Here is a 23,809-nt window from a genome sequence, read left to right as displayed (position 1 = left end):
GCACCAAAAGTTTTTCCACTTTTTGAAAACTTCTTACCTATATATTGATTTATCTTGAAAGAGTTTGTGACAAATTTCTCAACTCGTGGTAAAATATGCATGAGTAAAAGTGAGGTGAAACAACAATGGTCGCATTTATTATTTATTGGGCTGCAATTATTGCCTGCATCGCTTGGGGCGTTTTAAGCATTTGGTTCTCTGTTTTTTATCTTTCTCGTAAAGAAAACGGAAATCTTTGGGCTTTTGCGTTCTTCAACGTTATCGCTATTATCGCCTTAGCAATTGTTTTATTAGTTTACAAAACTTGGGATTTCGGTATCTTAACTTACTCAAGTCTAATTTATACAATTTTAGCTTCTTTAGGTGTATTGACTGTTCTTCAAGCTATTTTAGGTCGTGAACCAAAAGCTGTCAAAGCTTAAGTAAAAAGCAACTGTTCCTTTAGGAATGGTTGCTTTTTTCGTATTAGTTTCTATTTCGTAGGGAAAATGTTACGCTAATTTCATGGTGTTTGTGTTCTCTTGATAAATTCCTTTGCTGGAACATATTGACTTTCTTCTGGATTTATCCTAAAATTAATAACTGAATTTAATAACTGAATAGTGCCTCAAAAAAGAGGTAGAGGTCGCGGTTTTTATTACGCTTGTGGAGTGAGAGGACACTGGGAAGCAAGTTTAGGATCAATCGCCGAAATGCATAACGGAGCCTCTTCTGTTGTGTGTTGGGACGTAAGTTAAGAGCTTGCGGACTGTCTTAGTAGTGATGCTAAGTTGTGCTATGTTTCGTTGAGGAATTTTTTTCGACATTACCTAGCAACCTTACATCTGTTTGGTTGTTTTTTTGTATTCAAAAATAGGTTGTGACAGAAGTATTCTCCTTTAAAAAGACAGAATCGCTTTTGCTCAGCTGATTATCAAAGCTTGTTGATTGAAAAAAGACAAAACGATCAATCAGACAAGAAATTTAAAGGAGAGAAAAAGATGAACAAAAAAGTTTTTTCATTCAGTCTACTACTTGTCACGCTATTTTCGTTACTTGGCATGACAACCAACGCTTCGGCGGAGGAAAATGGTGAATTTCGTGTCGGCATGGAAGCTGGCTACGCCCCTTTTAACTGGTCACAGAAAAATGATGCACATGGCGCAGTGCCTATTCAAGGCAACTCTTATGCAGGCGGCTATGATGTTCAAATTTCTAAAAAAATTGCCGATGGTTTAGGTCGTAAATTAGTAATCGTCCAAACCAAATGGGACGGCTTGGCGCCCGCCTTACAATCTGGAAAAATTGATGCCATTATCGCCGGAATGAGCCCAACCGCTGAACGAAAAAAAGAAATTGCTTTTACAAACCCTTATTATGAATCACAATTTGTCGTAATTGTTAAAAAAGATGGCAAATACGCTAATGCAAAAAGCTTGAAAGATTTAGCTGATGCTAAAATTACGGCTCAACTAAATACATTCCACTACGGATTAATTGATCAAATTCCAAATGTCAATAAACAGCAAGCAATGGATAACTTTTCAGCTATGCGAACAGCACTTGCTTCTGGCATGATTGACGGGTATGTTAGTGAACGCCCTGAAGGCATAACAGCAACTAGTGTCAATAAAGAATTAAAAATGTTAGAATTTCCAAAAGAAAATGGCTTTGATGCTAGCGCTGAAGACTCGCAAGTAGCAGTCGGCATGCGTAAAGGCGATCCAGACATTGAAAAAGTAAACAAAATTTTAGCAGGTATTTCTCAAGATGAACGGACAAAAATTATGGACCAAGCAATCAAGGATCAACCTGCAGCAATAGATAGTGATGAACAAAAAACAGGACTTATTAACGATTTCAAAAATATTTGGAATCAATATGGCGACATGTTTTTACGTGGTGCTGGTTTAACGCTATTTATCGCGTTAGTCGGGACGGTCGTCGGAACAACCCTTGGTTTACTAATTGGTGTCTTCCGTACAATTCCAGATTCTGAAAACCCAGTCGCTCGTTTCTTCCAAAAATTAGGAAATTTAATTCTTTCTATTTATATTGAAGTTTTCCGTGGTACACCAATGATGGTTCAAGCAATGGTTATTTTCTATGGTTTAGCTCTAGCTTTTGGCATCTCTTTAGACCGAACAGTGGCCGCATTATTTATCGTTTCTGTGAATACTGGTGCCTATATGTCTGAAATTGTTCGCGGAGGTATTTTCGCAGTGGATAAAGGACAATTCGAGGCAGCACAAGCGATTGGGATGACCCATGGACAAACAATGCGTAAAGTCGTTATTCCCCAAGTATTACGTAATATTTTACCTGCAACAGGGAATGAATTTGTCATTAATATCAAAGATACAGCCGTGTTAAGTGTTATCGGTGTCGCAGATTTATTCTTCCAAGGGAATGCTGCTTCTGGCGCAAACTTCCAGTTCTTCCAAACCTTTACAATTGTCGGCATCATGTACTTGGTAATGACTTTTGTGATTACACGAATCTTACGTGTTGTGGAACGTAAAATGGATGGCCCTTCTGCTTACGTTAAAGTAGAAGAATTAACTGAAGAAGGAAAAGAAAGCTAGGAGGCAAACAGATGAGTGCAATTATTGAAATTGAACATTTACGAAAAAGCTTTGGCGAAAACGAAGTATTAAAAGATATCAATATGAACGTCAACAAAGGAGAAGTTGTCACCATTATCGGTTCTTCTGGTTCTGGTAAATCAACGTTACTACGTTGTATCAATTTGTTAGAAAAACCAACAGATGGCAAAATCATCTATAATGGTAAAAATGTTTTAGAACGTGGTTATAGTTTGCCCAAATATCGGACCCATTTAGGCATGGTTTTCCAATCATTCAATTTATTTAATAACATGAATGTCTTAGAAAACTGTACTTCTGGTCAGATGACTGTCCTAAAAAGAAACAAAGAAGAAGCCAAAAAAATTGCCTTAGAAAATTTAGAAAAAGTTGGCATGGCTCGTTTTATTGATGCCAAACCTGCTCAATTGTCTGGTGGACAAAAGCAACGGGTAGCCATTGCTCGAGCATTATCAATGGATCCAGATGTTTTACTTTTCGATGAACCAACTTCTGCATTGGATCCTGAAATGGTTGGCGAAGTGCTAAAAACAATGAAAAATCTTGCCCATACAGGGCTAACAATGGTGATTGTAACACATGAAATGGAATTTGCGCGGGACGTATCCGATCGTGTTATTTTCATGGATAAAGGTGTCATTGCCGAAGAAGGGACCGCTGAAGATATCTTTGTCCATCCAAAAGAAGCTCGGACAAAAGAGTTCTTACATCGGATTTTAACGAAAAACTAGTAAAAAAGAGGCAGTCATTCTGGTTAGAGTGACTGCCTCTTTTTTACTAGTTTTTGTATTGACGAATCATTGGCGGTTCATAGGAATCAATAAATGCACCAATTTCTTCTAAGGAATCTGAAATGAAAATTTTAGCTCGATCCGCTTCTGTTAAGAAACTAGTTTCTACCATTTTATCAAAAAAAGCAGCTAATAAATCATAGTAACCATTCACGTTGTATAAAATACAAGGATTCATATGTTCACCGACTCGGCCCCAAGAGATCACCTCGCTAATTTCTTCTAGCGTGCCGGGACCACCGGGTAAAGCTAAATACACATCTGCCAATTCAATCATCTTTTTCTTACGCGCATGCATATCACTGACTGTATGCATCTTTGTAATGCCATTATGTGCAATCTCTCGTTCCATTAAAAAAGTGGGCATGACACCAATTACCTCTCCACCTTCTGCCAAAAGCGTATCAGCCACTGTACCCATTAGACCAACATTGCCACCGCCATAAACTAGATCATAGTGATTTTCTTTCATCCAAGCGGCTAACGCTACTGCAGCTTGCTGATAGATTGGCTCATTCCCCAGACTGGCGCCACAATATACTGCCATTTTTTTCACAAACATACCCTCCATTTAGATAGATTCTTTTTTACCATCTATCCTCTGGTAGCTATGGTAGCATATTTTGATTTTATCGAAAAGGTGCAGCCATTTTTCTTTTCGTTTTAAAAGTATTTGAATTTTCAGACAATAAATGCTATAGTCTTTTTATATTTTAAAATTTCAGAAAAAGGAGCCCTATTATCTTGTCTACCTCACTCACTATTCGCTTAGTTGCCGAAGCAGATTGGCCCGCATTACATACCTTGGACCAAATCATTTGGACAAAAAAGAATACCCCTGCCGAGATACAACCACTCTCGCTTGCGGCATATCAGGAAAAAATGAAGGATGAAACGATTTTCGTTGCCATCAGCGGACAACAACTTGCTGGATTTATTGAAGTCCATCCGCCCACTTCGTTAGCAGCTCATCAAAAGCAATGGCTACTAAGTATTGGCGTTTCGCCAGATTTCCAAGGTCAAGGGATTGGTGGTTCTTTGTTGTCGTATATCAAAGATATGGCTGAGATAAGCGGGATTCATAAGCTGAGTTTGCGAGTAATGGCTACCAATCAAGAAGCCATTCGATTCTATGAAAAACATGGTTTTGTGCAGGAAGCACATTTTAAAGAAGAATTTTATATAAATGGACACTATTGTGATGATTATCAGTATGCTTATTTCATAGAAAAATAAGAAAACTAATGTTTTCTATAAAAACTGGTTGCTCTCTGTTTCTTCTTCTGTTATTTTAAATAATAAGACAATATTAAGGAGTGTGAATCTATGCAAAAAAAGTTAGTTTGGCGTGATTATCTATACGTTGGTTCAATGTTATTCGGTTTGTTTTTCGGTGCTGGAAATTTAATTTTCCCTGTACATATGGGACAAGAAGCGGGGGCTTCCGTCTTTTTAGCAAACTTGGGCTTCTTAGCCACTGGAATTGGCTTACCTTTTCTTGGTGTCATTGCTATGGGTGTTTCTAAAAGTTCAGGTGTTTTTGACTTAGCTTCTCGGATTAATCGTCGTTATGCTCTTATTTTTACCTTACTATTATATTTAACGATTGGTCCTTTCTTTGCTTTACCAAGGTTAGCAACTACTTCTTTTGAGATTGGTCTTGCACCATTTGTTCCTAAAGACTTGCAATGGCTGGTTCTTGCTGGTTTTTCCGCATTATTTTTCTTAGCTGTTTGGCTCTTCTCTAGAAAGCCAAGTAAAATCTTAGATTATGTGGGTAAATTTTTAAATCCGTTATTTTTAGCATTGCTAGGAATTTTGATTGTTTTAGCCTTTGTAAAACCATTAGGTCATGTGGCCAGTGCCGCTGTTGGTGAAAATTATATTTCAAGTCCTTTCTTTAAAGGATTTACAGAAGGTTATAATACGTTGGATGCTTTAGCTTCATTAGCTTTTGGGATTGTTGTCGTTTCCACTTTACGAAATATGGGCGTCGAAAAACCAGGAGATATCGCTAAAGGAATGATTAAATCAGGTGCTTTCAGTGTTGTATTGATGGGGATTATCTATACCTTACTTGCTTATATGGGAACAATGAGTATCGGGGCTTTTCCAATCAGTGAAAACGGCGGGATTGCCTTAGCCCAAATTGCTAATTACTATTTAGGCCTACCAGGGAGTATTTTACTGGCTTTTATCGTAGTTCTTGCTTGTTTAAAAACCGGTATCGGCTTAAGCACAGCCTTTTCTGAGACTTTTGAAGAAATGTTTCCGAAAGTTTCCTATCAAAAATTCTTGGCAATTGTTGTTATTTTACCAGCTATTTTTGCAAATGTCGGCTTAACCAACATCATTCAATTTGCCGTTCCAGTCTTGATGTTCCTTTATCCATTGGCGATTACTTTAATGCTTTTGGTAATCATCAGTCCTATTTTCAAACATCGACGGGAAGTCTATCAAGCAACGACCTATATCACATTGATTGCTGCTGTTTTAGATGCATTAAATAGCGCGCCTGCCTTTATCAAAGATACGGCGTTTGTAACAACGCTTTTAGAAAAAGCCGGCCAATACTTACCATTGTTCACTATTGGCATGGGCTGGGTCGTTCCAGCAACGGTTGCTTTTCTAATTAGTTGGGTTTGGGTCATGATTTCTAAAAAAGATCCTATTCTTGATTAATTATTACTAAAACGGCACTAGAAAAATGCGGAAGCGCATCTTTTCTAGTGTCGTTTTTATGTATATTCGTTGTACCAAACTCTTGACTATGGTAAATTGAAGTTACCAACAAGTACTGGAGGAAATTGCCCATGTTAGTTACAACAACCGAGAGAATTAGCGGTCAAGAATATGAAATTATTGGAGAAGTTTTCGGGTTAACCACACGTTCTAAAAATATGTTTAAAGATTTAGGTGCTGGACTAAAAAGCGTAGTTGGCGGTGAAATTAAAGGTTACACTGATATGCAACGAGAAGCACGCGACCAAGCAATCGAACGTTTAAAAGCAGAAGCCTCTAAATTAGGTGCAGATGCCGTTGTGATGATGCGTTTTGATTCTGGCACAATTGGCACAGACATGCAATCTGTCGTGGCTTACGGAACAGCTGTTAAATACATCTAAATCTTGCAACCAAAAAGACGAAGACCTTTTCTTGTAAGGTCTACGTCTTTTTATTTTTCATATTTCACTTCTGCTAAATACAATCCTTCTGGATGAGCAGTTGGACCCGCTAAATTTCGATCTTTAGCTGCGATAATTGCTGGAATCGCGGTTGGTTCCAGCCGCCCATTGCCGATTTTCAATAGCGTACCAACTAAAATCCGAATCATTTTGTACAAGAAACCATCGCCCCGAAAAGTGAATGTTAATTCATCCCCCGTTTCATTGACATGAACACTGGCTTCATGAATGGTTCGGACTTTATCTTCTACTGAACTTCCTGAGGCACAGAAAGAGGTAAAATCATGGGTGCCTAATAAATCAGGCAAAGCTTGTTGGATTTTTTCGAGATCAATGGGATACGGAAAATAACTAGCATAAAAACGTCGAAATGGACTTCGTGGTTTGCCAATATCCACTTTAAATTGATAGGTTTTTTCGATCACGTGATAACGTGCATGAAAGTCTTCTGAAACACGTTCCACGCTGCGCACAGCAATGTCTTCTGGTGTTTGTGTGTCTAACGCAAAGCGCATTTTTTCCAACGGACGTTCCTGCGGATAATCAAAGTGAATCACTTGGCCCATTGCATGAACACCTGCATCTGTTCGTCCTGAACCAAAAACCGTCACGGAGCGTCCGTTATTCATGCGTGCTAACGTTTTTTCTATTTCTTCTTGAACGGTACGCTCATTAGGCTGCTTTTGAAAGCCATGAAAATGAGTGCCATCATAGGCAATGATTGCTTTATAGCGGGGCATAATTTTTCTTCACCTTTTCTAAGTTCTTAATACAAATAAGCCAATGGTTAACAAGACAAAGCCAAACATTACTATTGTATCTCGTAGGTGCCAATGAAGAATGCGGTATTTTGTCCGTCCTTCGCCACCTTGATAACCTCTTGCTTCCATGGCAGTCGCCAAATCTTCCGCACGATTAAAACTACTTACGAAAAGCGGAATTAACAGTGGAACAATAGCTTTCATTTTTTGAAGTAAGTTTCCTTCACCAAAATCAACACCACGGGCACGTTGAGCATTCATAATCTTTTCCGTTTCATCCATTAATGTTGGGACAAAACGTAAGGCAATTGATAACATCAATGAAACTTCATGAACTGGAAATTTCACTACACGAAGTGGGCGTAGCAAATATTCAATCGCATCTGATAACTCTAATGGTGCCGTCGTTAAAGTTAATAACGTTGACATGAAAATAATTAAAACAAAACGACAGAAAATAAATAGCCCATTCGTCACACCAAACTGGGTAATGGAAATAATTCCCCACTGAAAGTACACTTCTCCCCCTTGTGTAAACAAGGTTTGAAGAGCCACAGTAAACAGAATTAGCCATAATAATGGCCGAACACCGCGGATAAAGAAGCGGGCGCTGATTTTTGATAATGAAATAGCAAAAGCAGTAAAGGCTGCTATTAAAACATAACTCTGCCAATTATTTGCTAAAAAGATAATTCCAATAAAATAAAAACTAGCTAATAATTTTGCGCGCGGATCTAAACGATGGATAAAAGAATCACCTGGAATATAGCGCCCAAAAATCAATTTATTCATCATTTTGCCTCACCTGCTTCCTGCATTTTTTTCAGAAGCTGATCGGCTAATTGATCGGCCGTTAATGGTAATTGCTCAAAAGAAAAGCCTTTTGCCACTAATTTTTCAGCAAATTCGGCTGCAGTTGGCACGCCTAATTGTTTTTCTTTCAGCCATTGTGTCTCTTGAAACACTTCTTGTGGTGCTCCCGCTCGGACGATTTGTCCTTTTTCTAAAACAATCACATGATCTGCGTAATTAGCCACATCATCCATCAAATGTGTCACTAAAACGATGGTCATATTATGTTCCTTATGCAGACGACTAAACATCTCCATCATTTCTTTACGACCCTTAGGATCCAAACCAGCAGTCGGTTCGTCTAATACTAAGACTTCTGGTTCCATCGCTAGCACACCAGCAATTGCGACACGGCGCATTTGACCACCTGATAATTCAAACGGAGAATGTTGTAAGTATTTTTCATCTAAGCCGACTAAATCAAGCATTTTCTTAGCTAATTTTTTCGCTTCTTCGTCTGAAACACCAAAGTTTTTCGGTCCGAAAGCGATGTCTCGCTCCACTGTTTCTTCAAACAATTGTGCTTCTGGAAATTGAAAAACGATCCCAACTTTTTTACGAATTGGTTTTAAATTCTTATTATCAGTTTCTGGCGTAATTACACGCTCTCCAATTGTCACTTGGCCTTTAGTTGGTTTCACCAAAGCATTTAAATGTTGCAATAGCGTTGATTTGCCACTGCCAGTATGTCCGACAATCGCTGTATAAGAGCCGTCTTGAATCGTTAAATTAATATCGAATAATGCCCGTTGCTCAAAAGGAGTATTGGGTTGGTAAGTAAAATCTACTTGTTTAAAACGGATGTCCATAACCAATCCACCATCCCTTCTTCTGTTAAATAATTCGTTGGCACAACAACGCCACGCTCTTTCAAAGCTACTTTTAATTTTTCAGGAAACGGTAAATCCAAGCCCATTTCAACAAGCGCTTCTCCTGCAGAAAAAATCTTTTCTGGTGTTCCTTCGTTTGTCAATTGTCCTTGGCGCATCACTAAAATACGATTCGCATTAGCCGCTTCATCAATATCGTGGGTAATAGAAATAACTGTTAAATTGCTTTCTTCTTTAATCTTTTGAATGGTAGCAATTACTTCTGCACGACCTTCTGGATCTAACATACTTGTCGCTTCGTCTAAAATAATAATATCTGGTCGCAAAGCAACCACACCAGCGATAGCTACTCGTTGTTTTTGGCCGCCAGATAGCCGAGCAGGTTCTCGCTTGGCAAAATCTAACATACGAACCCGTTCTAATGCATCGTGAACACGTTCGACCATTTCATCACGCGGAATACCTTGATTTTCTAAACCAAAAGCCACATCGTCTTCGACTGTTGAACCGACAAATTGGTTATCTGGATTCTGAAAGACCATTCCTACCATACGCCGGATATCCCAGACGTTTGCTTCATTTAATTCTTTGCCGCCAACTTTAATAGTCCCAGCAGCTGGCAGTAACAGACCATTGATCGTTTTGGCTAACGTTGATTTACCAGAACCATTATGGCCAATAATAGCGACCCATTCGCCTTGTTGAATGGAAAAAGACACATCTTTTAAAGCGGGAGAAGCATCTTCTGGTTGATAATTAAATTGGATATTATTTAGTTCAATGATTGGTTGCATCGCGTACTCCCTCAATCTATTTATTCTTTCTAACACTACCAAAAAAGTAGCGTTTTTTCAATCATCTGTTCTGATTCTTCACACTATTTTTTATTATACCAAAAGAACGGTCATTATGGGAGCTCTTATCTGTCTTGACAGGTCTATTTTTCATAAAAATAACTTCTTGTTCTCATAAAACAAGAAGTTACTGATTTTCTTTTAAAAATGTGTCTTCAAATATTCAAATGCATATTGGGCATATAACTCAGCACCCATTGCCATCGCATCTTCATCAATATTAAAACGACCATGGTGATGTGCCCATTCTGTATCTTTCTCTGGATTACCGCTTCCCACTAAGGCAAAACAACCAGAAGCATGTTCAGTATAATAACTGAAGTCTTCACCACCGGTTGTCGGCTCTTCTTGTCTTAAGGCCGCTTCACCAAAATTTTCCTTAATTAGTGTTTGGGCAAACAAGGCATCCTGCTCATCATTAATCACTGGCAACGTTCCATATTGATAATCTAACGAAGCCGTCCCACCGTAAATAGCGGCTGTTTGTTCCGCATAGCGTTGCAGCGCCTGTTCTACTCGATTACGCGTTGCTACACTAAAGCAACGAACCGTTCCTTCTAAACGTGCATTCTCAGCAATCACATTAAAACGGGTCCCCACATCCATCCGTCCAATCGTGACAACTACTGGATCTAAAGGATCTGTCTCCCGAGAAACAATCGTTTGCAGATTCATCACGAAAGAAGAAGCTATAACTGCCGCATCAATACAAGCGTTTGGCATGGCACCATGGCCACCACGGCCTGTAAAATCAACAGAAAAAATATCTGCGGAGGCGAAACTTGAGCCCACTCGACACGAAGCGGTTCCTACAGGCATTTGTGACCAGATATGTAAGCCAAATACATCATCGACACCGGTCATTGCGCCTTGCGCAACCATTGCTTTAGCACCTTGCGCATTTTCTTCAGATGGTTGAAAAATTAACCTTACCGTTCCCTGAAGTTCTTCTTGGATTTCTTTTAATACTTTAGCCGCTGTTACTAACATCGCGGTATGGGAATCATGCCCACATGCATGCATCTTGCCAGCTTCTAAAGATTTATAAGCTAAATCTTCATTTAATTCCTGTACAGGTAAGGCATCCATATCCGCCCGCAGCGCAACCACTCGGCCTGGTTTGCCGCCCACAATTTCAGCAATTAAACCCGTCGGTTCTGTTTTGCGATAAGTAATTCCTAATTGATCAAGAACTTCCGCGACTTTTTCTGTCGTTCGAAATTCTTCAAATTGTAATTCTGGATGTTGGTGTAAATCCCGTCGAAAAGCAATCATTTCTTGTGCATGCTGCTTGACTAGTGCTTTGATTTTTTTCATACTTACGCCCCGTTTCTACAAACTTAATAAAATACTTGAAAAAATACCCGCTAAAATAACCGAAACAATAGTGACTGTTACGAAACCTGCCACTAACATCGGTGGCATTAAATGGCTAGTTAAAGCCGCCTGTTCTTGTTCATCTTCTGTCAATGATTGAATCACTTCATTCGTAATAATATAATCGGCTGGAAAGCCATATAAAGCTGTCAACGAAACAGCGAATGCCATCTCTTTACTCACACCTAATACACGACCAACAATTGCTGAAAAGATGTACATCCCGATAACGCCAATCACAATAATCCCAATCATTGGTAAAAATAAATCCATTAACATTTCAGGTGTGGCTTGTTTTAAGCCATCAAAGACAAAAAGCATTAACCCTAAAATCGCAAAACCAAAGCTATTTGCTTTCTGCAATGGTTGCTTTTCTAAAAAGCCTAAAGACGTTGCAATCACGCCAAAACATAAACACAGCACAAAAGGACTAATCGTCACAAACGGTGCCGTCCACACAGAAACATAATAAGCGAGTGTGGCAACTAAGGCTAAACGTAAAATTCGTGAATAATCTGTATGATATCGTTTGGGTACTTTTTCAAATAGTTTAGGCACATCTGGTTCTGCTCCTGTTTCTTGCCCCTCTTGTTCATGAACTGGCTGCCATGTCCCTGCTCGATATTCTTGAAGCTTCCGCTTTCCTTCTTTTTTTAGAACAATTGAAGTTAAGGGATAACCAGCAAACCCTTGAATGACATAAATTAAAATTGCCAAAACTGAAAGTGAGGCTAAACCAGCTGATTGAGCCGCTTCTGACATTACTAATGAAGAAACTAAACCTCCTACTAACGGCGGGATTGCAACTAAAACTGTTTTTAAGTCAAAAACAAAAGTCCCTACAGCTAATAACAAGGCAATAATGCCCAGAATACCTGACAAAGCAATCACAATCGTTTTCCATTGATTAACCAATTCTTTAACAGAGAGCAGAGTGCCCATATTAGTAATCAACAGATACATTAATAAAGTGGCAACCACTGTAGGAATCCCTGCCACTTCCACAATATTTTGTGGAAAAATAGTCCAATAACCAAGAATAAATAAAACACCACAAACAAAAACAGATGGAATCCAAGCTTTTGTTTTGATAGAAACTACATCACCAATGTATAAAATAACCATCAGCAACGAAAAAGCAAACATTTGCGACATATAATTCCCCCTTCTACTAACTCAGATGCTTAATTATCTGAAAATTCCAATTAATAACCAGTATAACAAACCGGAAAAGCTTCTGCAATGCTTTTAAGAAACAAAAAAGCTTTGAGAAAACAGCGTTTTCCCAAAGCAAAAAAAAATCACCTTTATATGATGAGTGCTCCCCTGCTAAAGCCATCTTTAGCAGGGAAAGCAGAGCTAGACTCGGAGTCGCCTCCAACATCATAACACTCTAAAAGAAACATCTATAAAGTGATCGGTTTATTAATTATTTAACAAATTCGATAACTACCATTGGTGCTGCATCGCCGCGTCTTGGTTCTGTCTTCAAGATACGAGTGTAACCACCTTGGCGTTCCGCGAAACGAGGTCCTAAATCGTTAAATAGCTTTTGTAAAGCTGATTCAACAACGATAGACTCATCTTCTTCACGAACACTAGCAACTTCATTACGAACGAAAGTAGCTGCTTGACGACGTGCATGAAGATCTCCACGTTTACCTAAAGTAATCATTTTTTCTACAGTTGAACGTACTTCTTTCGCACGAGCTTCAGTAGTTACGATGCGTTCGTTGATGATTAAATCAGTTGTAATATCACGTAGCATAGCTTTACGTTGGCTTGATGTGCGTCCTAATTTACGGTAACTCACGTTGGGTTCCCTCCTTCGTTTCTGTTCTCACGAGCCACTGCTGTTAAGCAGGACTGGAAACTTCGTAAAAGTCTTAATCGTCCTTACGTAATCCTAATCCTAGATCATGCAATTTGAGTTTTACTTCTTCAAGAGATTTACGACCTAAATTACGTACTTTGATCATTTCTGGTTCAGATTTGTTTGTAAGTTCTTGTACAGTATTAATGCCTGCACGTTTTAAACAGTTATATGAACGAACTGATAAATCAAGTTCTTCAATCGTCATTTCTAGCATTTTCTCTTTTTGAGTTTCTTCTTTTTCCACCATGATTTCAGCGTTTTTCGCTTCGTCAGTAAGGTTTACAAAGATATCTAAATGCTCAGTCATGATTTTCGCAGCTAAACTTAGTGCTTCTTGAGGAATGATTGAACCATCTGTCCATATTTCCATTGTTAATTTGTCGAAATCATCACGACGACCAACACGTGTATTTTCTACTTGGTAGTTAACACGACGAACGGGTGTGTAGATGGAATCAACTGGAAGTACACCGATTGGCATATCTTCTTTTTTGTTTTCGTCTGCTTGAACATAGCCACGACCAGGTTTCACTGTTAAGCGAGCATGGAAAGTAGCTCCTTCAGCAACACTACAGATAACTAAATCTTTATTTAGGATCTCAACATCACTGTCCACGATAATATCGCCGGCAGTCACGGTAGCGGGTCCTGTAATATCGATCTCAAGGGTTTTCTCTTCTTCAGCATATAATTTCAATGCTAAGCCTTTAATATTCAAAATAATTTGTGTTACGTCTTCTCGTACACCTGGAATGGTTGAGAATTCGTGTAAAACACCATCGATTTGAATATTCGTAATTGCAGCTCCTGGTAAAGAAGACAATAAAATACGACGTAGAGAGTTACCTAAAGTAGTTCCGTAACCGCGTTCTAATGGTTCAACGACGAACTTACCATAATCTCTATTTTCATCAATTTTTTCGATTCTTGGTTTTTCAAATTCAATCATTCTTATCTATACCCCTTTCAAAACGAAAAGTGTCTTGTTCAATGACGTTCCTAATTCAAACTCAGAATGAGTGGCGCTCATTAAACACGACGGCGTTTTGGAGGGCGGCATCCATTATGAGGAACTGGAGTCACGTCACGAATTGCAGTCACTTCTAAACCTGTTGCTTGTAATGAACGAATTGCTGCTTCACGTCCAGAACCAGGTCCTTTAACTGTTACGTCTACAGTTTTAAGTCCATGTTCCATTGCCACTTTAGTTGCGGCTTCTGCAGCCATTTGAGCGGCAAAAGGAGTTGATTTTTTGCTTCCTTTAAAGCCTAATGATCCTGCTGATGACCATGCTAATGCATTACCATGTGTATCAGTAATCATTACGATTGTATTGTTGAATGTAGAATGGATATGTGCTACACCTGATTCTATATTCTTTTTGACACGGCGTTTACGACTAACTTTTTTTGCTGCCATGAAGTTCTAACCTCCTTCACTTAGGAATTATTTTTTCTTGCCTGCTACTGTTTTAGTAGGGCCTTTACGAGTACGTGCATTATTTTTCGTGTTTTGTCCACGAGTTGGTAATCCACGACGGTGACGGATTCCACGGTATGAACCGATTTCCATCAAGCGTTTGATGTTTAAGTTCACTTCACGACGAAGATCCCCTTCAACTTTTAACTTATCAATTTCCGCACGAATCGCATCTGTTTGTTCGTTTGTTAAATCACGTACACGAACATCTTCAGATACGCCAACGTTTGCTAAAACTTTTTTAGCTGTAGTGTTACCAATACCATAAATGTAAGTAAGAGAAACTACTACACGTTTGTCACGAGGGATGTCTACTCCTGCAATACGAGCCATTATTCGTTACACCTCCTAATTATCCTTGACGTTGTTTATGTTTTGGATTTGCTGGGCAAATAACCATAACACGTCCTTTACGGCGAATTACTTTACAATGTTCACACATTGGTTTTACTGATGGTCTTACTTTCATGATAATACCTCCTGTGGTTTTACGGAGTACAATTATTTAAAGCGATAAGTAATACGGCCACGCGTTAAATCATACGGTGATAATTCAACTGTTACTTTGTCACCAGGTAAGATACGGATGTAGTGCATACGGATTTTACCTGAAACAGTAGCAAGAACTTGGTGTCCATTTTCTAGTTCGACTTTAAACATTGCATTCGGCAAAGTTTCGACGACTGTACCTTCGACTTCAATCATATCTTCTTTTGCCACGCACAGTACCTCCTTGTACTTGTTTCGCGTTTTCACACGATAAAACGGCGGAAACTCCAGCTCCCACCTAGAAATTCTCAACTAACTTCGTTATTCATTTTGATGTCACAAAACTGTAGAAGTCGGACTGATATATTCTACCATATTTAGTTATGTTTTGGCAAGAGAAACTGAATACAACAACAGGGTTAAACTGCGGGCAATTGGAAATTAGTTTTCGTCAATGATTTTTTTCACATCAGAAAAAACAGTATCGATTTCGCGATTGCCATCGATTGTATGCATCAAGCCTTGTTCTTTATAGAAAGCTAAGATTGGTGCGCTACTTTCAATGTTGACTGCCAAACGATTTTTAACCGTTTCGGGCTTATCATCTTCTCTTTGGTAGAATTCATGTCCGCCACAGCGATCACAAGTGCCTTCAACTTTTGGCGGGTTGAATAATTTATGATACGTTGCGCCACATGTGCGACAGATGAATCGTCCAGCTAAACGCTCGATTAATACATCTTCTTCTACATGGATGTCAATGACAGCATCAATTTTTTTGTTTAATTCTTTAAGCATTGTATCTAATGCTTTTGCTTGATCCAGTGTACGTGGGAAACCATCTAATAGGAATCCTTTGTCTGTATCTGGTTCAGCAAGGCGTTCTTTAACAATTCCGTTTGTTACTTCGTCAGGAACCAGTTCACCTTTATCGATATAAGATTTCGCTTCTAGGCCCAAGGCAGTTTCATTTTTCATTGCTGCACGGAACATATCTCCAGTAGAAATATGTGGAATGCCATACGTATCAATGATTTTTTCTGCTTGGGTGCCTTTACCTGCTCCAGGTAATCCCATTAAAATGAGGTTCATATATTCTCCTCCTAATTTTAAAGACCGGCTTATGAAGCTAGCCATATGTGAGAATGGTGCTGAGGTAAAACCTCAACACTCGATTCTTACTTATTGATAAAGCCGACATATTGACGTTTCATCATTAATCCTTCTAATTGTTTCGTTGTTTCTAATGCAACCCCGATAACGATTAGTAAACTTGTTCCACCTAAACCGATTGATTGAGGTAAGTTCCAAACCATTTGCGCAATGATTGGAAGTAAAGCAACAAGTCCTAGGAAAATTGAGCCGACAACACTTAATCTCATTAACACGCCAGATACATATTCTTCTGTACCTTTACCTGGTCGCACGCTTGGAATGTAGCTTCCTTGTTTTTGTAAGTTTTCCGCTAATTTCTCAGGGTTTACTTGAACAAATGCATAGAAGAACGTAAACGCAACGATTAGGACAGTATAGATGATTGCCCCTGGAACTGTGTTATAACTGAAGATTTTTGTCATAATGTCATACCAATTTTCACCAGCGAATTTTGATGAGAAAGCTTGTAAAATGGCATTTGGTGTTGCAATTAACGAGCTGGCAAAGATAACTGGAATAACCCCAGCAGCGTTTACTTTTAACGGTAAATAACTACTTGTTGGTGCACCAGAAACACGTTTTGTATATTGGATTGGAATCTTACGTTCTGCTTGTTGGAAGAACGTTACGACTGTAACAATCACCAAAATAGCAATAACTAAGATTGCAATGAAAATAACAGATTGCCAAATGCGAGAAGACTCGATATTGACGAAGTAATCTTCATAGATTTCTTTGACTGCTCCTGGCAAACGAGAAATAATCCCGGCAAAGATAATCATTGAAACACCATTTCCGATTCCTTTTTCTGTAATTTGTTCACCCATCCAAGTCACAAACATCGTCCCAGCAGTTAAAATAACTGCAATCATCACAAAGGTACCTAAGGTTGGATTGTTGACAATCCCAGTTTGACTTAAGCTATTAAAACCAGCAGTGATCCCCATTGACTGAGCCACACCCAAGACAATCGTTAGATATCTTGTAGCTTGATTTAATTTCTTACGCCCAACTTCCCCTTGTTTTGACCATTCTACAAATCTAGGTACAATATCCATTTGCAATAGTTGAATAATAATAGAGGCTGTAATGTATGGCGAAACCCCCATCGAGAAGATAGAGAAGTTTTGCATGGCACTACCACTCACCATATTCAACATATTCAAAAAGGGTAAGCTACTTAAATCAGACAATCCCTTTGCATTCACCCCGGGCACAGTAATGTGCGCACCTAGGCGAAATACAAACAAGATTAAAACTGTAAATAAGATTTTTGATCTAATGTCTTTGACTTTAAAGGCGTTCTTTAATAGCTTGAACAATTAGATCACCTCGATTGAACCACCAGCAGCTTCGATAGCTTCTTGTGCTGATTTCGAGAATTTAGCTGCTTTCACAGTTAATTTTTTCGTTAACTCACCATCTGCAAGAACTTTGATTCCCGCTTTTTCGTTTTTAACGATTCCTGCTTCTTTTAGGACAACAGGAGTTACTTCTGTTCCATCTTCAAAACGGTTTAAAGTATCTAAGTTTACAACAGCGTAATCTTTACGATTAATGTTTGTAAACCCACGTTTTGGTAAACGACGGAATAATGGAGTTTGACCCCCTTCAAATCCTAAACGAACACCACCGCCTGAACGGGCTTTTTGCCCTTTTTGTCCACGGCCAGCTGTTTTACCATTACCAGATGAAGTACCACGTCCAACACGGTTACGTACTTGGCGTGAGCCCTCAGCAGGTTTTAATTCATGAAGTTTCATAGGTTTGGCACCTCCTTAAGCAATCTTCTATTACAAATCTATAAATCTTAAACTTCTTCTACGTCCACTAAATGTGAAATAGTGTTAACCATACCTTTGATTGCTTCATTGGCAGGTTTTGTAACAGTACTATTCACTTTACCTAAACCTAACGCTTTAACTGTAGCACGTTGGTTTTGAGGACGTCCGATAACACTGCGTTTTAAAGTAATTTTTAATTCAGCCATTATTTTTGTCCTCCTTAACCGATAATTTCTTCTACAGATTTACCGCGAAGTGCTGCCACTTCTTCGGCACGTTTTAATTGTTTTAGACCTTCAACAGTTGCGCGAACAACGTTAATAGGTGTGTTTGAACCTAGTGATTTAGATGTAATATCTGCTACACCAGCTAATTCCAATACGGCACGAACTGGTCCACCAGCAGCTACCCCAGAACCTTCTACTGCAGGTTTCATAAGGATACGGCCGCCACCGAATACGCCAATTACTTCGTGCGGGATAGTAGAACCAACCATAGGCACTTCAACTAAGTTTTTCTTCGCGTCTTCGATTGCTTTACGGATAGCTTCAGGTACTTCTTGTGCTTTACCAGTACCGAAACCAACGTGTCCGTTTTTGTCACCGACAACAACTAAAGCTGCGAAACGTAAACGACGTCCACCTTTAACAACTTTTGTTACACGGTTGATCGCTACAACGCGGTCTTCTAATTCCAAATGTTTTGGATCAATATAAACCATGAATGGTGTTCCTCCTTCTCCTAAAATTCTAGTCCATTTTCACGAGCAGCTTCAGCTAAAGCTTGCACGCGGCCATGGTAAAGGTATCCACCACGGTCGAAGACTACTTTTTTGATGCCTTTTTCAGCGGCACGTTCAGCAACTAGTTTACCAACAGCTGCAGCTGTTTCTGTTTTTGTTCCACCTGAAATTTCTTTATCCAAGGCAGAGGCACTTGCTAGCGTCACACCCGCTACGTCATCAATGACTTGCGCGTAGATGTTTTTGTTAGAACGGAAAATGTTCAAGCGTGGGCACTCAGCAGTACCAGAGATTTTGTTACGTACACGACGATGTCTCTTTTGACGTGTTTTGTTTTTATCTGGTTTTGTAATCACAATTTTCACCTCTTTGATTTAATGTTTACTACTAATATTTCAAGCAGTCAGCAGATTACGGAAAAGAGAAGCTGGCAGACAAGACAAAAGCATTTTATTGGAAAAATCCCATAAAATGACAGTTGCTTGTTGTTGACTTCTGTTTTCTACACAGCTGTTATTATTTACCAGTTTTACCTTCTTTACGGCGTACAAATTCACCAACATAGCGAATCCCTTTGCCTTTATAAGGTTCTGGAGGACGAACGCCACGGATGTTAGCAGCTAATTCACCAACAACTTCTTTGTTGATGCCTTTAACGATAACTTGTGTGTTCGCAGGTACTTCAAATGTTACGCCTTCTGGTGCTGTCATTTCGACAGGATGAGAATAACCAACGTTTAAAGTTAATTTGTTGCCTTGTACTTGGGCACGGTATCCGACCCCGATAAGTTCAAGTGCTTTTTGGAAACCTTCAGAAACACCAACAACCATGTTGTTGAAGTTTGCACGAGTTGTTCCGTGGATTGTTTTCATTTCTTTTGAATCGTTTGGACGAGTGAATGTCACTTCGTTTCCTTCGATGTTCATTTTGATATCAGAAGAAAATTCGCGTGTTAATTCACCTTTAGGTCCTTTAACTGTAATGTTGTTTCCGTCTTGCTTGATTTCAACACCAGCAGGAAGAACAACAACTTTATTACCAATACGGCTCACTTAGAGACACCTCCTTGTGTATTTTTTAGAATTACCATACGTAGGCGATTACTTCGCCGCCGATATTTTTCGCTCTAGCTTCTTTGTCAGTAATTACACCCTCTGATGTAGAGATGATTGCAATTCCTAGACCGTTTAATACTTTTGGTACTTCGTCAGCTTTTACGTATGCACGTAAACCTGGTTTAGAAATACGTTTTAAGTTTGTGATAACACGTTCTTCGTTTTTACCATATTTTAGGAAAACACGGATTACGCCTTGTTTGTCATCTTCGATGTATTCTACGTCGCGGATAAATCCTTCACGTTTCAGGATTTCTGCGATATCACGTTTGATTTTTGAAGCAGGTACTTCTAAAGTTTCATGTTTAACCATGTTCGCATTACGAATGCGAGTTAGAAAATCTGCAATTGGATCTGTCATGACCATTGAACTATTTACCTCCTTTATGCGAGTTTACTTGTTTACCAGCTAGCTTTCTTCACGCCGGGAATTTGACCTTTATAGGCAAGTTCGCGGAAGCAAATACGGCAAAGATGAAATTTACGATAAACTGAATGTGGACGTCCACAACGTTCACAACGAGTATAAGCTTGTGTTGAATGTTTAGCAGGACGTTTGTTTTTAGCAATCATTGATTTTTTAGCCACGTAGTTCGCCTCCTTATATTATTTTTGGAATGGCATACCTAATTGTGCCAACAATTCGCGAGACTCTTCGTCAGTGTTCGCTGTTGTAACAATTACGATGTCCATACCGCGTACTTTATCTACTAAATCATAATCAACTTCTGGGAAGATTAATTGTTCTTTAATACCTAAAGTATAGTTACCACGACCATCGAAAGCTTTTTTGCTGACACCGTGGAAGTCACGTACACGAGGTAAAGAAACTGTTACTAATTTATCTAAAAATTCGTACATTCTTTCGCCGCGTAGCGTTACTTTCGCACCGATTGGCATTCCTTCACGTAAACGGAATCCAGCGATAGATTTTTTAGCTTTTGTGATAAGTGGTTTTTGACCAGTGATTAATGCTAATTCTTCAACAGCTTTGTCTAAGTTTTTAGCATTTGATACTGCATCACCCACACCCATGTTGATAACGATTTTATCAACTTTAGGTGTTTGCATAACTGAGCTGTAATTAAATTTTTCCACCAATGATGGTGTTACTTCTTTAATATATTTTTCTTTCAGGCGGTTCATTCAGTAAGCCCTCCTTCCGCAATTTTTATTTATCTAAAACTTCACCTGTTTTTTTAGAAACGCGGACTTTTTTGCCGTCGACTTCTTTAAACGCAACTTTAGTAGCTTCTCCGTTTGAAGGATCAATCACCATTACATTAGAAACATGAATTGGCGCTTCCACTTCAAGGATTCCACCTTGTGGGGCTGCTTGGTTTGGTTTTTGGTGTTTTTTAACGACGTTGACACCTTCAACGATAACTTTATCTTGTTTAGGAAACGCTGCTAAGACAACGCCTTCTTTGTTTTTATCTTTACCAGTGATAACTTTTACTTTATCGCCTTTTTTAACAAACATTACTGTTTCGCACCTCCTTTAACGTGGGCTCGAGATTATAATACTTCTGGTGCTAGAGAAACGATCTTCATGAAGTTGTTTTCACGTAATTCACGTGCAACTGGTCCGAAGATACGTGTTCCGCGTGGGCTTTTATCGTCACGGATAATTACCGCAGCATTTTCATCAAATTTGATGTAAGAACCGTCAGCACGACGAGCGCCAGATTTTGTACGAACGATAACGGCTTTAACTACTTCACCTTTTTTAACAACCCCACCTGGCGTTGCTTGTTTGACAGTAGCAACAATAACGTCACCGATGTTAGCAGTTTTACGACCAGATCCGCCTAGGACTTTGATCGTTAAAATTTCACGTGCGCCAGAATTGTCAGCGACTCTTAAACGACTTTCTTGTTGGATCACGATGTGTATCCCCCTTTCAGATTTTGTGCTTCAATCTATTAGGAAATTCTCGTTTTATTAGATAATAACTGCTTCTTCGACTACCTCTAGTAAACGGAAACGTTTTGTAGCTGATAATGGACGAGTTTCCATGATTTTTACGATGTCTCCAACTTTCGCTGTGTTGTTTTCATCATGCGCTTTATATTTTTTAGAATATTTCATACGTTTGCCATAGATAGGGTGGTTTTTCTTTGTTTCAACGACAACTGTGATTGTTTTATCCATTTTGTCTGATACCACGCGACCTTGGTAAACTTTACGTTGATTTCTTTCTTCAGTCATACGCGTTTGGCCTCCTTCCACTATTAGTTAGCTTGTTCACGCAATACTGTTTTGATGCGTGCAATCGATTGACGTACTTCTTTAATACGTGCAGTGTTTTCTAATTGACCTGTTGCTAATTGGAATCTTAAGTTGAACAATTCTTCTTTTAATTGTTTTTCTTTATCTAGCATTTCGGCAGTGGTTAATTCTCTGATTTCTTTAACCTTCATTCGATTCACCACCCATTTCCTCACGTTTTACGATCTTAGTTTTTACCGGCAATTTGTGAGATGCAAGACGAAGAGCTTCACGAGCTACTTCTTCAGGAACGCCTGCGATTTCAAACATGATTTTACCACGTTTAACTGGTGATACCCAGCCTTCTGGTGCCCCTTTACCTTTACCCATACGTACGCCGATAGCTTTACTTGTGTAAGACTTGTGAGGGAAAATTTTAATCCATACTTTCCCGCCACGTTTCATGTAACGAGTCATTGCAATACGGGCTGCTTCGATTTGACGGTTAGTAATCCAGTGAGATTCAGTTGCTTGTAAACCCCATTCACCAAATGCTACTTCTTTTCCGCCTTTAGCTTCACCGCGCATTTTTCCGCGGAATTCACGACGGTGTTTTACACGTTTAGGTACTAACATGATTATTTCCCTCCTTTCTCAGTGTTTTTTTTCGTTGGAAGAATTTCTCCACGATAGATCCACACTTTAACTCCTAGTTTTCCGTAAGTAGTGTCCGCTTCTTCCCATGCGTAATCAATGTCCGCACGTAATGTGTGAAGTGGTACAGTTCCTTCAGAGTATCCTTCTGAACGAGCGATATCCGCACCGTTTAGACGACCTGATACTTGAGTTTTGATTCCTTTAGCGCCAGCACGCATTGCGCGTTGGATGGCTTGTTTTTGAGCACGACGGAAAGCAACACGGTTTTCTAATTGACGTGCAATTCCTTCGCCTACTAATTTTGCATCTAAATCTGGTTTTTTGATTTCAACGATGTTGATGTGAACTCGTTTGCCAGTTAATTTGTTTAATTCTTTTCTTAGGTTTTCGACTTCAGATCCGCCTTTACCGATAACCATACCTGGTTTAGCTGTGTGAATTGAAATGTTAACACGGTTTGCAGCGCGTTCGATTTCAATTGTAGATACAGCAGCATCAGCAAGTTTTGTTGCGATAAATTTACGGATTCTTAAATCTTCGTGTAAGAATTCAGCATACTCTTTTTCAGCATACCATTTCGCATCCCAGTCGCGGATGATGCCTACACGCATTCCAATTGGATGTACTTTTTGACCCACTGATTGTCCCTCCTCTTAAATGTTTAAGCTCTGTTTTCATAAAGAAAACAGCCTATTTCATGAGACTTATTTCTCTGTTACAACTACTGTGATGTGACTAGTACGTTTGTTGATTGGTGAAGCTGAACCTTTTGCACGAGGACGGAAACGTTTCATTGTTGGTCCTTCGTTAACAAATGCTTCAGATACAACTAAGCTTTCAACGTCTAAGTCAAAGTTGTTTTCTGCGTTAGCAACTGCTGACATTAAAACTTTTTCAATGATTCCAGCAGACTTGTTCGGTGTGAATTTCAAGATTGAAATTGCATCCGCAACGCTTTTCCCTCTGATAAGATCGATTACTAAACGTGCTTTACGAGGTGAAGTGCGAACTGTTTTTGCAGTTGCTTTAGCTGATGTAATTTGTTCTGACATTTGCATATCCTCC

General features: G+C 39.1%; 37 protein-coding genes and 1 riboswitch. Of the genes, 6 read left to right on the top strand and 31 right to left on the bottom strand.

The annotated features are described in order from the left end of the window. Window positions 1-125: 125 nt before the first annotated feature. The 3 genes from IGL07_RS01190 to IGL07_RS01180 all read left to right on the top strand — a co-directional run bounded on the left by IGL07_RS01190 (window position 126) and on the right by IGL07_RS01180 (window position 3,316). Window positions 126-422 (top strand): hypothetical protein, encoded by a 297-nt coding sequence (locus IGL07_RS01190; protein WP_002356244.1) that lies wholly within the window; start codon window positions 126-128, stop codon window positions 420-422. Between the two features lie 189 nt (window positions 423-611). After that, window positions 612-786, top strand: a riboswitch (Lysine riboswitch). A gap of 194 nt (window positions 787-980) precedes the next feature. Continuing rightward, on the top strand, window positions 981-2,564 hold the full coding sequence (locus tag IGL07_RS01185) for an ABC transporter substrate-binding protein/permease (protein ID WP_010711909.1): 1,584 nt from the start codon (window positions 981-983) through the stop codon (window positions 2,562-2,564). Window positions 2,565-2,575: 11 nt separating this feature from the next. After that, window positions 2,576-3,316 (top strand): amino acid ABC transporter ATP-binding protein, encoded by a 741-nt coding sequence (locus tag IGL07_RS01180; RefSeq protein ID WP_002356242.1) that lies wholly within the window; start codon window positions 2,576-2,578, stop codon window positions 3,314-3,316. 46 nt (window positions 3,317-3,362) lie between these two features. Here IGL07_RS01180 and IGL07_RS01175 read toward each other — a convergent pair whose 3' ends face one another. Continuing rightward, on the bottom strand, window positions 3,363-3,947 hold the full coding sequence (locus IGL07_RS01175) for a TIGR00730 family Rossman fold protein (RefSeq protein ID WP_002411019.1): 585 nt from the start codon (window positions 3,945-3,947) through the stop codon (window positions 3,363-3,365). 173 nt (window positions 3,948-4,120) lie between these two features. On the opposite strand from IGL07_RS01175, the gene IGL07_RS01170 reads away from it, so the two are divergent. The 3 genes from IGL07_RS01170 to IGL07_RS01160 all read left to right on the top strand — a co-directional run bounded on the left by IGL07_RS01170 (window position 4,121) and on the right by IGL07_RS01160 (window position 6,501). After that, window positions 4,121-4,612, top strand: coding sequence for a GNAT family N-acetyltransferase (locus tag IGL07_RS01170; RefSeq protein WP_010711908.1), 492 nt, complete (start codon window positions 4,121-4,123; stop codon window positions 4,610-4,612). A gap of 90 nt (window positions 4,613-4,702) precedes the next feature. Beyond that, complete coding sequence (brnQ, locus tag IGL07_RS01165; RefSeq protein ID WP_002361550.1) at window positions 4,703-6,058, top strand: branched-chain amino acid transport system II carrier protein; 1,356 nt, start codon at window positions 4,703-4,705, stop codon at window positions 6,056-6,058. Between the two features lie 131 nt (window positions 6,059-6,189). Next, on the top strand, window positions 6,190-6,501 hold the full coding sequence (locus IGL07_RS01160) for a heavy metal-binding domain-containing protein (RefSeq protein WP_002381365.1): 312 nt from the start codon (window positions 6,190-6,192) through the stop codon (window positions 6,499-6,501). Between the two features lie 50 nt (window positions 6,502-6,551). On the opposite strand, the gene truA is transcribed toward IGL07_RS01160, so the two are convergent. From truA to rplV, 30 genes are all read right to left on the bottom strand, one after another. After that, a complete protein-coding gene (gene truA, locus IGL07_RS01155) occupies window positions 6,552-7,301 on the bottom strand; it encodes a tRNA pseudouridine(38-40) synthase TruA (RefSeq protein WP_002376397.1) in 750 nt (249 codons plus the stop codon). An 18-nt stretch (window positions 7,302-7,319) separates the two neighbouring features. Beyond that, complete coding sequence (locus IGL07_RS01150; RefSeq protein ID WP_002373841.1) at window positions 7,320-8,117, bottom strand: energy-coupling factor transporter transmembrane component T family protein; 798 nt, start codon at window positions 8,115-8,117, stop codon at window positions 7,320-7,322. Beyond that, on the bottom strand, window positions 8,114-8,983 hold the full coding sequence (locus IGL07_RS01145) for an energy-coupling factor ABC transporter ATP-binding protein (RefSeq protein WP_002381364.1): 870 nt from the start codon (window positions 8,981-8,983) through the stop codon (window positions 8,114-8,116). Before IGL07_RS01145 ends, IGL07_RS01150 begins: the two co-directional genes overlap by 4 nt. Continuing rightward, window positions 8,959-9,798, bottom strand: a complete 840-nt coding sequence (locus tag IGL07_RS01140; RefSeq protein WP_002359354.1) for an energy-coupling factor ABC transporter ATP-binding protein — start codon at window positions 9,796-9,798, stop codon at window positions 8,959-8,961. Before IGL07_RS01140 ends, IGL07_RS01145 begins: the two co-directional genes overlap by 25 nt. A gap of 201 nt (window positions 9,799-9,999) precedes the next feature. After that, window positions 10,000-11,175, bottom strand: coding sequence for a M20 family metallopeptidase (locus IGL07_RS01135; RefSeq protein WP_010711907.1), 1,176 nt, complete (start codon window positions 11,173-11,175; stop codon window positions 10,000-10,002). A gap of 15 nt (window positions 11,176-11,190) precedes the next feature. Further along, window positions 11,191-12,390: a DUF819 family protein gene (locus IGL07_RS01130; RefSeq protein WP_002356229.1), complete on the bottom strand. Its 1,200-nt coding sequence runs from the start codon at window positions 12,388-12,390 to the stop codon at window positions 11,191-11,193. A gap of 16 nt (window positions 12,391-12,406) precedes the next feature. Beyond that, window positions 12,407-12,619, bottom strand: coding sequence for a hypothetical protein (locus IGL07_RS01125; RefSeq protein WP_002411018.1), 213 nt, complete (start codon window positions 12,617-12,619; stop codon window positions 12,407-12,409). Window positions 12,620-12,664: 45 nt separating this feature from the next. Next, window positions 12,665-13,048, bottom strand: a complete 384-nt coding sequence (gene rplQ / locus IGL07_RS01120; RefSeq protein WP_002356228.1) for a 50S ribosomal protein L17 — start codon at window positions 13,046-13,048, stop codon at window positions 12,665-12,667. A 73-nt stretch (window positions 13,049-13,121) separates the two neighbouring features. Beyond that, window positions 13,122-14,060, bottom strand: coding sequence for a DNA-directed RNA polymerase subunit alpha (locus IGL07_RS01115; protein ID WP_002356227.1), 939 nt, complete (start codon window positions 14,058-14,060; stop codon window positions 13,122-13,124). Window positions 14,061-14,140: 80 nt separating this feature from the next. Then, entirely contained in the window at window positions 14,141-14,530 is a 390-nt protein-coding gene (gene rpsK, locus IGL07_RS01110) for a 30S ribosomal protein S11 (protein WP_002356226.1), read from the bottom strand. Window positions 14,531-14,557: 27 nt separating this feature from the next. After that, window positions 14,558-14,923, bottom strand: coding sequence for a 30S ribosomal protein S13 (gene rpsM, locus IGL07_RS01105; protein ID WP_002356225.1), 366 nt, complete (start codon window positions 14,921-14,923; stop codon window positions 14,558-14,560). A gap of 19 nt (window positions 14,924-14,942) precedes the next feature. Further along, complete coding sequence (rpmJ, locus tag IGL07_RS01100; protein ID WP_002288710.1) at window positions 14,943-15,059, bottom strand: 50S ribosomal protein L36; 117 nt, start codon at window positions 15,057-15,059, stop codon at window positions 14,943-14,945. A 32-nt stretch (window positions 15,060-15,091) separates the two neighbouring features. Then, on the bottom strand, window positions 15,092-15,310 hold the full coding sequence (gene infA, locus IGL07_RS01095) for a translation initiation factor IF-1 (RefSeq protein ID WP_002356224.1): 219 nt from the start codon (window positions 15,308-15,310) through the stop codon (window positions 15,092-15,094). A gap of 210 nt (window positions 15,311-15,520) precedes the next feature. Next, a complete protein-coding gene (locus IGL07_RS01090; RefSeq protein ID WP_002356223.1) occupies window positions 15,521-16,171 on the bottom strand; it encodes an adenylate kinase in 651 nt (216 codons plus the stop codon). A gap of 86 nt (window positions 16,172-16,257) precedes the next feature. Beyond that, complete coding sequence (secY, locus tag IGL07_RS01085; protein ID WP_002359350.1) at window positions 16,258-17,556, bottom strand: preprotein translocase subunit SecY; 1,299 nt, start codon at window positions 17,554-17,556, stop codon at window positions 16,258-16,260. Further along, window positions 17,557-17,997, bottom strand: coding sequence for a 50S ribosomal protein L15 (gene rplO / locus IGL07_RS01080; protein ID WP_002356221.1), 441 nt, complete (start codon window positions 17,995-17,997; stop codon window positions 17,557-17,559). Window positions 17,998-18,044: 47 nt separating this feature from the next. Next, entirely contained in the window at window positions 18,045-18,224 is a 180-nt protein-coding gene (gene rpmD / locus IGL07_RS01075) for a 50S ribosomal protein L30 (protein WP_002356220.1), read from the bottom strand. Between the two features lie 14 nt (window positions 18,225-18,238). Continuing rightward, entirely contained in the window at window positions 18,239-18,739 is a 501-nt protein-coding gene (gene rpsE, locus IGL07_RS01070) for a 30S ribosomal protein S5 (RefSeq protein ID WP_002356219.1), read from the bottom strand. 20 nt (window positions 18,740-18,759) lie between these two features. Then, window positions 18,760-19,116 (bottom strand): 50S ribosomal protein L18, encoded by a 357-nt coding sequence (gene rplR, locus IGL07_RS01065; protein WP_002356218.1) that lies wholly within the window; start codon window positions 19,114-19,116, stop codon window positions 18,760-18,762. A 160-nt stretch (window positions 19,117-19,276) separates the two neighbouring features. Further along, complete coding sequence (rplF, locus tag IGL07_RS01060; RefSeq protein WP_002356217.1) at window positions 19,277-19,813, bottom strand: 50S ribosomal protein L6; 537 nt, start codon at window positions 19,811-19,813, stop codon at window positions 19,277-19,279. A gap of 31 nt (window positions 19,814-19,844) precedes the next feature. Next, window positions 19,845-20,243, bottom strand: coding sequence for a 30S ribosomal protein S8 (gene rpsH, locus IGL07_RS01055; protein WP_002356215.1), 399 nt, complete (start codon window positions 20,241-20,243; stop codon window positions 19,845-19,847). 35 nt (window positions 20,244-20,278) lie between these two features. Next, window positions 20,279-20,464, bottom strand: coding sequence for a type Z 30S ribosomal protein S14 (locus IGL07_RS01050; RefSeq protein ID WP_002356214.1), 186 nt, complete (start codon window positions 20,462-20,464; stop codon window positions 20,279-20,281). Window positions 20,465-20,482: 18 nt separating this feature from the next. Next, window positions 20,483-21,022, bottom strand: coding sequence for a 50S ribosomal protein L5 (rplE, locus tag IGL07_RS01045; protein ID WP_002356213.1), 540 nt, complete (start codon window positions 21,020-21,022; stop codon window positions 20,483-20,485). 25 nt (window positions 21,023-21,047) lie between these two features. Continuing rightward, on the bottom strand, window positions 21,048-21,359 hold the full coding sequence (gene rplX / locus IGL07_RS01040) for a 50S ribosomal protein L24 (protein WP_002356212.1): 312 nt from the start codon (window positions 21,357-21,359) through the stop codon (window positions 21,048-21,050). A gap of 35 nt (window positions 21,360-21,394) precedes the next feature. Then, on the bottom strand, window positions 21,395-21,763 hold the full coding sequence (gene rplN, locus IGL07_RS01035; RefSeq protein WP_002356211.1) for a 50S ribosomal protein L14: 369 nt from the start codon (window positions 21,761-21,763) through the stop codon (window positions 21,395-21,397). Between the two features lie 57 nt (window positions 21,764-21,820). Further along, the gene (rpsQ, locus tag IGL07_RS01030) at window positions 21,821-22,087 is read right to left on the bottom strand and encodes a 30S ribosomal protein S17 (RefSeq protein ID WP_002359348.1); all 267 of its coding nucleotides are present in this window, start codon (window positions 22,085-22,087) and stop codon (window positions 21,821-21,823) included. A gap of 23 nt (window positions 22,088-22,110) precedes the next feature. Beyond that, window positions 22,111-22,299 carry a 50S ribosomal protein L29 gene (rpmC, locus tag IGL07_RS01025; protein WP_002383858.1) on the bottom strand — a complete coding sequence of 63 codons (189 nt, stop codon included), beginning with the start codon at window positions 22,297-22,299 and terminating at the stop codon, window positions 22,111-22,113. Further along, window positions 22,289-22,723, bottom strand: coding sequence for a 50S ribosomal protein L16 (gene rplP, locus IGL07_RS01020; protein ID WP_002356208.1), 435 nt, complete (start codon window positions 22,721-22,723; stop codon window positions 22,289-22,291). Before rplP ends, rpmC begins: the two co-directional genes overlap by 11 nt. Window positions 22,724-22,725: 2 nt before the next feature. Further along, window positions 22,726-23,382 carry a 30S ribosomal protein S3 gene (rpsC, locus tag IGL07_RS01015; protein ID WP_002356207.1) on the bottom strand — a complete coding sequence of 219 codons (657 nt, stop codon included), beginning with the start codon at window positions 23,380-23,382 and terminating at the stop codon, window positions 22,726-22,728. A 66-nt stretch (window positions 23,383-23,448) separates the two neighbouring features. After that, window positions 23,449-23,796 (bottom strand): 50S ribosomal protein L22, encoded by a 348-nt coding sequence (gene rplV, locus IGL07_RS01010; protein WP_002356206.1) that lies wholly within the window; start codon window positions 23,794-23,796, stop codon window positions 23,449-23,451. Between the last annotated feature and the right edge of the window lie 13 nt (window positions 23,797-23,809).

Source organism: Enterococcus sp. DIV1368f (assembly GCF_051712245.1).
GTDB lineage: Bacteria > Bacillota > Bacilli > Lactobacillales > Enterococcaceae > Enterococcus > Enterococcus faecalis.
Note: the sequence above shows the minus strand (reverse complement) of the source record. Positions and strands in the feature narration are given on the sequence as shown.